At 68.9% G+C, this 8,442-nt stretch carries 6 protein-coding genes; 1 reads left to right on the top strand and 5 read right to left on the bottom strand.

Going from position 1 to position 8,442, the window contains the following annotated elements:
• Window positions 1-7 precede the first annotated feature (7 nt).
• On the bottom strand, window positions 8-799 hold the full coding sequence (locus tag BLTE_RS00130) for an MOSC domain-containing protein (RefSeq protein WP_425290282.1): 792 nt from the start codon (window positions 797-799) through the stop codon (window positions 8-10).
• Between the two features lie 222 nt (window positions 800-1,021).
• Between BLTE_RS00130 and clpB the strand changes: the two genes are divergently transcribed.
• Complete coding sequence (gene clpB, locus BLTE_RS00135) at window positions 1,022-3,622, top strand: ATP-dependent chaperone ClpB (RefSeq protein WP_126396484.1); 2,601 nt, start codon at window positions 1,022-1,024, stop codon at window positions 3,620-3,622.
• A 231-nt stretch (window positions 3,623-3,853) separates the two neighbouring features.
• Here the strand turns inward: clpB and BLTE_RS00140 are convergent, their stop codons facing one another.
• The 4 genes from BLTE_RS00140 to BLTE_RS00155 form a co-directional block, all read right to left on the bottom strand.
• Window positions 3,854-4,339: a collagen-like protein gene (locus tag BLTE_RS00140; RefSeq protein ID WP_126396486.1), complete on the bottom strand. Its 486-nt coding sequence runs from the start codon at window positions 4,337-4,339 to the stop codon at window positions 3,854-3,856.
• 363 nt (window positions 4,340-4,702) lie between these two features.
• Window positions 4,703-5,659: an IS481 family transposase gene (locus BLTE_RS00145; protein WP_126396489.1), complete on the bottom strand. Its 957-nt coding sequence runs from the start codon at window positions 5,657-5,659 to the stop codon at window positions 4,703-4,705.
• A gap of 83 nt (window positions 5,660-5,742) precedes the next feature.
• A complete protein-coding gene (locus tag BLTE_RS17945; RefSeq protein ID WP_244600257.1) occupies window positions 5,743-6,156 on the bottom strand; it encodes a collagen-like protein in 414 nt (137 codons plus the stop codon).
• Between the two features lie 174 nt (window positions 6,157-6,330).
• Window positions 6,331-8,304, bottom strand: a complete 1,974-nt coding sequence (locus BLTE_RS00155; protein ID WP_244600053.1) for a M23 family metallopeptidase — start codon at window positions 8,302-8,304, stop codon at window positions 6,331-6,333.
• Between the last annotated feature and the right edge of the window lie 138 nt (window positions 8,305-8,442).

The raw sequence follows: 8,442 nt of genomic DNA on the forward strand, positions 1-8,442 counted from the left end.
CAGCTCGTCAGGCCGGTGATTCGGCCTCGGGTTCGAGCGTGAAGTGCTCGCCCTCGTCGATGCGGCCGCCGGTCAGCACCTCGCAATAGATGCCGCAATCGGCGTGGTCGAGGCGGGTCAGCAGCGTCGGCGGGATATGGAGGTCGCGCCGGCCGGTGCGCGGGTCGACATTGACGGCAGCGCAGCGCTGGATGCGGGCGGTGACGCGCAGCTGCACGCCGCGGGCGAAGGCCAGCGTCCGCCCCACCAGATCGAGCTCCGCCCAGGCCGGCCAGCCCTCGACATAGAGATTGGCGCGAAAGCGCAAGGGGTCGACCGGGTCGCCGACCCAGTCCTCGATCGCCGCCACGCTCGCCAGATTGACGATCGACACGAAGCCGCGCCGCGAATCGGTGAAGCGGAAGCCGTCGCGCGCGGCGAGCAGCCGCAAGGGGCCGCGCCGGTCGTCGGCCGGCAGGTGCGCGGTCAGGAAGTCCTCGACCGCGGCCCGCCCCTCAGGGTGGCTGAGATCGCCCCGCACCTCCGCGCCGTCGCGGTGGAGCGTCAGGGCATGGTCGGCGTCGCTGTAGCGGCTGGCGATCTCGGCCAGGGCCGCGCACTGCACCAGCGTCAGAAACCGGGTCTTGGGCAGATGGGCGGGGGCGGACTCGTCGAAGCCCGAGGGGCCGTTCTCGACCGCGTAGAGCCGGTCGCCGGGAAAATAGCCGCCGGCCGCGAGGTCGGCGTGGCGGGTCGGCTGGGGCGACAGGCCCTTGACCGGGTATCGGTACATTGCGGCTACGCGAAGCGGCGCGGGCATCATTCCATCCTTGCTGGCCGGCGCGGCCCGGCCTGAAACTCGGCGTCGGCTCCGGCGATTCCGGCGGCGGGCCTCGTATGCTCGGCCGCCGTCGCACCCCCTTTTGTTGCCGAACGGCAACACCCATATGCAAACTGCAGGACGCTTCGGGTCCTGACAAGATGAGATCGGCGGCCGGCGACGCGCCTATTGGGCGGCGACGGCGGGCCAGGGGAGAAGGCGATGAACGTCGAGAAATATACCGAACGGGCGCGGGGATTCATCCAGTCGGCCCAATCGCTGGCGCTTCGCGAGGGCCACCAGCAGTTCACCCCCGAGCACGTGCTCAAGGTTCTGCTCGATGATCCGGAAGGGTTGGCGGCGGGGCTGATCGGGCAGGCCGGCGGCGATGCCAAGGTGGCGCTGCAGGCGACCGAGCTTGCGCTGTCCAAGCTGCCCAAGGTGCAGGGCGCGGGCGCCGGCCAGCTCTATCTGGCGCCGGGCACGGCGCGCCTGTTCGCCGAGGCCGAGAAGATCGCCGAGAAGGCGGGCGACAGCTTCGTCACCGTCGAGCGGCTGCTGCTCGCGCTCGCCATCGACAAGGACACCGACGCCGGCAGGATTCTCAAGTCCGCGGGCGTCACGCCGCAGGGGCTGAACGCCGCGATCAATGCGCTGCGCAAGGGCCGCACCGCCGATTCGGCCTCGGCCGAGAACGCCTATGACGCGCTGAAGAAATACACCCGCGACCTGACCCAGGCGGCGCGCGACGGCAAGCTCGATCCGGTGATCGGCCGTGACGAGGAGATCCGGCGCGCGATCCAGGTGCTGTCGCGCCGCACCAAGAACAATCCGGTGCTGATCGGCGAGCCCGGCGTCGGCAAGACCGCCATCGTCGAGGGCCTGAGCCTGCGAATCGTCAATGGCGACGTGCCCGAAAGCCTGAAAGAGAAGCGCGTGCTCGCCCTCGACATGGGCGCGCTGATCGCCGGCGCCAAATATCGCGGCGAGTTCGAGGAGCGGCTCAAGGCGATCCTCAACGAGGTGACCGCGGCCCAAGGCGACATCATCCTGTTCATCGACGAGATGCACACGCTGGTCGGCGCCGGCAAGGCGGAAGGGGCGATGGACGCCTCGAACCTCTTGAAGCCGGCGCTGGCGCGCGGCGAACTGCACTGCATCGGCGCCACCACGCTCGACGAGTATCGCAAGCATGTCGAGAAGGATGCGGCGCTGGCGCGGCGCTTCCAGCCGGTGTTCGTCTCCGAGCCCACGGTCGAGGACACGATCTCGATCCTGCGCGGGCTGAAGGAGAAGTACGAGCTGCATCACGGCGTGCGCATCACCGACGGCGCCATCGTCGCCGCGGCGACGCTGTCGAATCGCTACATCACCGACCGGTTCCTGCCCGACAAGGCGATCGACCTCGTCGACGAGGCGGGCTCGCGCCTGCGCATGCAGGTCGACTCGAAGCCCGAGGCGCTCGACGAGATCGACCGGCGGATCGTGCAGCTCAAGATCGAGGAGCAGGCGCTGTCGAAGGAGACCGACGCGGCCTCCAAGGACCGGCTGGCGCGGCTGCGGCGCGAACTGGCCGATGCCGAGCAGCAGTCGGCCGAGCTCACCGCGCGCTGGCGCGCCGACAAGAGCAAGCTCGCCTCGGCCCAGAAGCTGAAGGAGCAGCTCGAACAGGCGCGCAACGACCTCGCCAACGCCCAGCGCCGCGGCGAATACCAGCGCGCGGGCGAGCTGACCTATGGCGTGATCCCCGATCTCGAAAAGCGGCTGAAGGCGGCCGAGGAGAGCGAGGCCGACGCCATGGTGGAGGAGGCGGTGACGCCGAATCACGTGGCGCAGGTGGTGTCGCGCTGGACCGGCGTGCCGGTCGACAAGATGCTCGAAGGCGAGAAGGACAAGCTCTTGCGCATGGAGCACGAACTGGCCAAGCGCGTGGTCGGCCAGGAGGAGGCGGTGAAGGCAGTCTCCACCGCAGTGCGCCGCGCCCGCGCCGGCCTGCAGGATCCGAACCGGCCGATCGGCTCGTTCATGTTCTTAGGCCCCACCGGCGTCGGCAAGACCGAGTTGACGAAAGCCTTGGCGGCGTTCCTGTTCGACGACGAGACGGCGCTGATCCGCATCGACATGTCGGAGTACATGGAGAAGCACGCGGTGGCCCGGCTGATCGGCGCACCTCCCGGCTATGTCGGCTATGAGGAGGGTGGCGCGCTCACCGAGGCGGTGCGGCGGCGGCCCTATCAGGTGATCCTGTTCGACGAGATCGAGAAGGCGCACCCCGACGTCTTCAACGTGCTGCTGCAGGTGCTCGACGACGGCCGCCTCACCGACGGTCAGGGCCGCACCGTCGATTTCCGCAACACGCTGATCGTGATGACCTCGAATCTCGGCGCCGAATATCTCGTGTCGCTCGCCGACAGCGAGGATGTCGATGTCGTGCGCGAGCAGGTGATGGCGGTGGTGCGGGCGAACTTCCGGCCCGAATTCCTCAACCGCGTCGATGAGGTGATCCTGTTCCACCGGCTCAAGCGCGAGCAGATGGCGTCGATCGTCGACATCCAGATGCACCGGCTGCAGGCGCTGCTCGACGAGCGCAAGATCACGCTCGACCTCAAGCCCGAGGCCCGCGCCTGGCTCGCCGAGAAGGGCTGGGATCCGGCCTATGGCGCGCGGCCGCTGAAGCGGGTGATCCAGAAGACCGTGCAGGATCCGCTGGCCGAGAAGATCCTGGCCGGCGACATCCAGGACGGCAGCGAGGTCGAGGTGAGCGTGGGCGAGGGCGGGCTTGTCTTCGCCGCCCATCCGCGCCCGGTCGATCGCGCCGCGTGACCGAAAACGCTGTGTCCGGGAGCGAAGGGCCCGGCGCCCAATATGCGAACTCCGGCCGCAAGGCCGGAGTTCGTTTTTTTAGAGCGTCCGATCTGATGCAGTCAGATCGGACGCTCTAAGTTTCCGGTTTGTCGCATTTTCGCTGACGCGGCCCTTCGGGTCTTTCGCACAAACGGTATCCACTTGTGCGGAAAATGCTCTAAACGTCGGCTCGGTCAGCCGGAAGCCGTATCACTTGCCGGCATCGCCCTTCGGGCCGCGCGGACCGGCGGGACCGGCAGGCCCTTCGGGACCGGCGGGTCCCTGCGGACCGGTTGCGCCCGGCTCGCCCTTCGGGCCGGCAGGCCCCTGCGGACCGGCGGCACCCGGCTCGCCCTTCGGGCCGGCGGGGCCAGCGGGACCGGCAGGCCCGGCCGGGCCGGGCTCGCCCTTGGGGCCGCACATGGCGATCACGACGTCGCGGGTCTCCTCGCCGGCCTTCAGCGACACGGTGCAGTTGGCCGGGAAATAATTCAGCTCCAGGGTGAAGCGCCGGTCCGCGCCGGTGGTCACGGAGGCGCGGTCGCCGTCGGCGGTGACGACCTGCTTGGCGGCCGCGCTGCGGCCCTGAATCACCACCGCGCCGCCGCTGATGCGCGCATCCCGAATCTGGATCTCGGCCAAGGCCGGGCCGCTGGCCGCGACCAGGACCGGAAGGACGTAAAACCATTTGTTCATTGCGAATCCTCGTCGTGGCCGCCGCAGGTGAACGTGCTGTGTCGGCTTGGGCGGCAGCCTGATGCACATGCTAAGCGGGAATCTCAAACTTCGCCATGACAGGAGCGGCGTCCACAGGGGCGGCGCCGACAGCAGCGGTGTCGGGCGCGCGCGGATGCACGGCCCGGCGGCAGCGGCCATCCATGGCGCCGGCAGGCCGGACTGCGGCGAGCCGGCACCGAGGTCGTCGGTGCCGGCTCGTATGGGACGCGGATGCGGCTTTCGAGCATTCTCCGCAAACGCGGACACCGGTTCTGCGAAGGAGAATGCGAGAGTTCAAAGAGTTAGAGCGCCCGATCTGATCCGGTCAGATCGGAGAGCGTTCTAGCTGTGGAGCCTCAACAGGTTGTCCTCGGTCAGACCGAGGCGGCTGATGGGTGTCTTGGCTTGCAAGCTACCATGGGGCCTGTGCCAATTGTAGCGATGCAGCCAGATCGGCAGCTCTGCGGCGCGCTGATCGGAGTGCAGATAAGCTTTGGCGTAGGCCCATTCGCGCAAGCTCGTTTGGACGAAGCGCTCGGCCTTGCCGTTGGTCTTGGGCGTATACGGCTTGGTGCGCAGGTGCTTGATCTCGAGTAGGCGCAGCGCCCTGGCATAGCGGAAGGAGCGGAAGCTGGCGCCGTTGTCGGTCATCACGCGCTGAACCTTGACGCCATGGGCCCTGAAGAAGCGCAGTGCATTGAACAGAAAGCGCAGACAGGACGGGCGCTTTTCGTCGGGCAGGATTTCCGAGTAGGCGACCCGCGAATGATCGTCGATGGCGAGATGCAGGCACTCCCAGCCGACCCCGCGGCTGTTGCTTTGCCCGCTGCGATCGCCGGTGATGCGGTGGCCCACCGTGTTGAACCGGCCGAGCTTTTTGATGTCGATGTGAATGATCTCGCCGGGATGCTGGCGTTCGTAGCGCCGGACCGGTTCGGCCGGCTCCAGGGCGCTGAGCTTGTTCAAGCCGCGCCGCCGCAGGATACGGCTGACGGTGGCCGGCGAGAGGCCGAGCTCGGCCGCGATCTGCTTGCCGGTGCAGCGCTGGCGGCGCAACGCCTCGACCGCAGCGCACGTGGCGGGCGCTGTTTGGCCTGGCGATGAAAGCGGCCTGGAGGAGCGGTCGCGCAAACCATCGACACCCTCGGCGCGGAAGCGCCCGACCCATTTGGCGACCGTCTTCGGCGTGGTGTTGTAGCGACGCGCGGCCTCGGCATTGGTCAGTCCGCCATCCACCACGGCGCCCACCATCACCTCTCGACCTTTCGGGGTCAGGCGAGCATTCTTGTGAGTGTCCATTCGGTCCTCCGCGAATCACTGACGTCTGGCGACATCAGCGTTCCCGGCCAGGGCCGAATGGACAACCTCCTGAAAGCCCACATCTAGCGCTTCGGTGCGGCGCCGGCCGGCCCGGCCGGTCCGGCCGGTCCCTGGGCGCCGGCGGGGCCAGCCGGTCCAGCGGGGCCAGCGGGTCCGGCGGGGCCGACGTCGCCCTTGTCACCCTTCTCGCCCTTCGCGCCAGGAGGGCCGCAGAAGGCGACCACGACGTTGCGGGTGTCGTCGCCGGACTTCAGCGAGACGGTGCAGTCCTTGGGGAAATAGTCGAGCTCCAACGTGAAGGTGCGGTTCGCCGCGCTGGTCACGGTGACGCGGCCGTCGGCGACGACATCCTGCTTGCCGTCGGCGGTGCGGCCCTTGATCACGACAGCGCCGGCCGAGATGCGGGCGTCACTGATCTCCAGCCCGGCGGCCAGAGCGGGGCTGCCGGCGACGAGCAGCACCGGAAGGGCAATCATCCATGTCTTCATTGCAAAACCTCGTGCGGGCCGCCGCGGGTGGACGGTCGCTTGCGGCTTAAGGCGACGGCCTGATTGCCATGCTAGCGCGTCATTCCGTCGCGGGGGACGAAAAGTGGAGCGGGCCATCCGGCCAGGGGATGTTTTTTGCCGGCTGCGGTATTTCGGTAGGGGTCAGCCGCGGCGGCCGGAGGTTGCGGCGACGCGCGCGGGATTTCCGACCGATTCCAGGATCTGGTTGATCCGCTCGCGTTCGCGCTCGAACTCGGCGAGGAACCTGCCCTCGAGCGAGCGGCCGCGCGGCAGCTTGACGCGCAGCGGGTCCACCGTGCGGTTGTTGACGATGACCTCGTAGTGCAGATGCGGGCCGGTCGACAGGCCGGTGGAGCCGACGAAGCCGATGAGCTGGCCCTGGCGGACGCGCGACCCTTCGGTGATGCCGCGGGCGAAGCCGGACATGTGGCCGTAGGCGCTCTCATAGCCGTTGTTGTGGCGCAGGCGCACATACTTGCCGTAGCCCGATTCCCAGCCGGCCTTCTCCACCACGCCATTGCCGGCGGCGTAGATCGGCGTGCCGTGCGGCGCGGCCCAGTCGACGCCGGCGTGCATCTTGACGTAGCCGAGGATGGGGTGGCGGCGCATGCCGTAACCGCGGCTGTAGGTGCCGCCCTCCATCGGCTTGCGCATCAGGAACTTCTTCGCGCTCTTGGCGGATTCGTCATAGTAGTCGATGACCTGATCGTCGCTGGTGAGGAAGCGGTAGTAGCGCCGCGTCTCGCCGCCGATTGTGAGCGAGGCGAAGAGCACCTCGCTCCGGCCCTCGGCGGCGGCGTCCTCGGCATAGAGCACGTCGAACGAATCGCCGGCGCGCACCCGCTTCTGGAAGTCGACGTCGTAGGCGTAGATGCGGATCAGGTCCTCCACCACCTGGCGCGGCACCTGCTGGCGCAGCGCGGTCTCGTAGATCGACTGGTAGAGCCGCACGCCGCGGCCATCATCCTCCTCGTCGTCATCGTCGTCGCGGGCCGGGGCCTTGCTCGCGGCGATGCGCGGCTCCTCGCGCGGGGCCTCGACCTGCACCCAGCGGCCGAGGTCGGACAGCGCCACCGAGCCCTCGTGCCCATGCTCGCCGAACACCGAAACCCGCAGCACCTGCAGGCCCTTGCCGTTCGGGGCGGGGGCCATGAGGATGCGCAGCCGGGCGCCCTCGTCGATCGCGCCGTCGCGGCCGCGCCGGCCGAACGCCTTGACCACCTCGCGCGCCTCGGCGAGCGCGGTGCCCTGGTCGGCCAGGATCGAGACGATGGTCTCGCCGCGCTTGGCCATCACGGTGCGCTCGACATAGTCGGTGCCGCCGGTGTTCTCGCTGGCGGTCTTGCCCACCGTGGTCATGTTCTCGACGAAGGAGGAGAACACGTCCTGCAGCGAGCCGTCATTGGCGTAGGCCAGCCGCTCGCCGGCCAGCGCCGCCGCCGGCACCGGCGGCAGGCTGCCGGGCCGGGCGCGCCCGGCCAGCGCCTCGCGCACCTGGGCCATCACCTCCTCGGTGGAGAGCGCGGCCACCAGCTTGACGTTGGAGGCGAGGGTGCCGAACTCGCGCGTGGTGATGGCGAGGTCGCCGTCCGGCTCCTGCGACAGCGTCTCGCGCACGAACACCTGATCGGTCTGCAGGCGCAGCGGGTTGAACGGCGGAATGCCGTTCGACAGGCTGGTGGTGGTCTGGACCAGATTGGTGGCGACGCGGGTGAAGGGCCGCTGCCGGAAGATCTCGCGGTCGCCGATCTTGGTCGAGACCGGGATGCGCTGGGTGTTGCGGGCGCTGGAGGTCTCCACCGCCAACTCCACCCGGTCGCCCTTGCGCAGGGTGTTGCGCTCGGTGGAGGCGATGGGCCCGCGCAGCGCGCTCTGCACCGTCTCGGGCGGCGCGGCAAAGCGGTATTCGTCGTCGAGCGAGGCATAGACGGCGCCGCCCATCAGCCCGGCACCGCACAGGCCGGTGAGAATGGTGGCGGCGAACCAGCGGACGGACACGCGCCGGCGGTGGTCGGCATCATTGCGGCCTTCGCGCAGCCCAAGCGGCGGCTGGATGCCGATCTCGACACCCCGCACCATACGCCGGCCGCGCGCACCCCTGGTCGCCTGCCCCACCCCGCCCGTCCTCGCTTGTTCTGCAGTCTCCGGCCGATCACGGCGTGATCCGCGGAAACCGCGCTATGCCGAAACTCCGCGCTCGCAGCCGGAATTTCCAGCGACCGGAACACGAAACGCCAGCCGGATGACTGGATT

The sequence above is a fragment of the Blastochloris tepida genome (genome assembly GCF_003966715.1).
Classification (GTDB): Bacteria; Pseudomonadota; Alphaproteobacteria; order Rhizobiales; family Xanthobacteraceae; genus Blastochloris; species Blastochloris tepida.

Bases quoted from the DNA above. Each gene is read 5' to 3' on its own strand.
- BLTE_RS00145 (WP_126396489.1), bottom strand. From the start codon at position 5,659: ATGGACACTCACAAGAATGCTCGCCTGACCCCGAAAGGTCGAGAGGTG.
- BLTE_RS00130 (WP_425290282.1), bottom strand. From the start codon at position 799: ATGCCCGCGCCGCTTCGCGTAGCCGCAATGTACCGATACCCGGTCAAG.
- clpB (WP_126396484.1), top strand. From the start codon at position 1,022: ATGAACGTCGAGAAATATACCGAACGGGCGCGGGGATTCATCCAGTCG.
- BLTE_RS17945 (WP_244600257.1), bottom strand. From the start codon at position 6,156: ATGATTGCCCTTCCGGTGCTGCTCGTCGCCGGCAGCCCCGCTCTGGCC.
- BLTE_RS00140 (WP_126396486.1), bottom strand. From the start codon at position 4,339: ATGAACAAATGGTTTTACGTCCTTCCGGTCCTGGTCGCGGCCAGCGGC.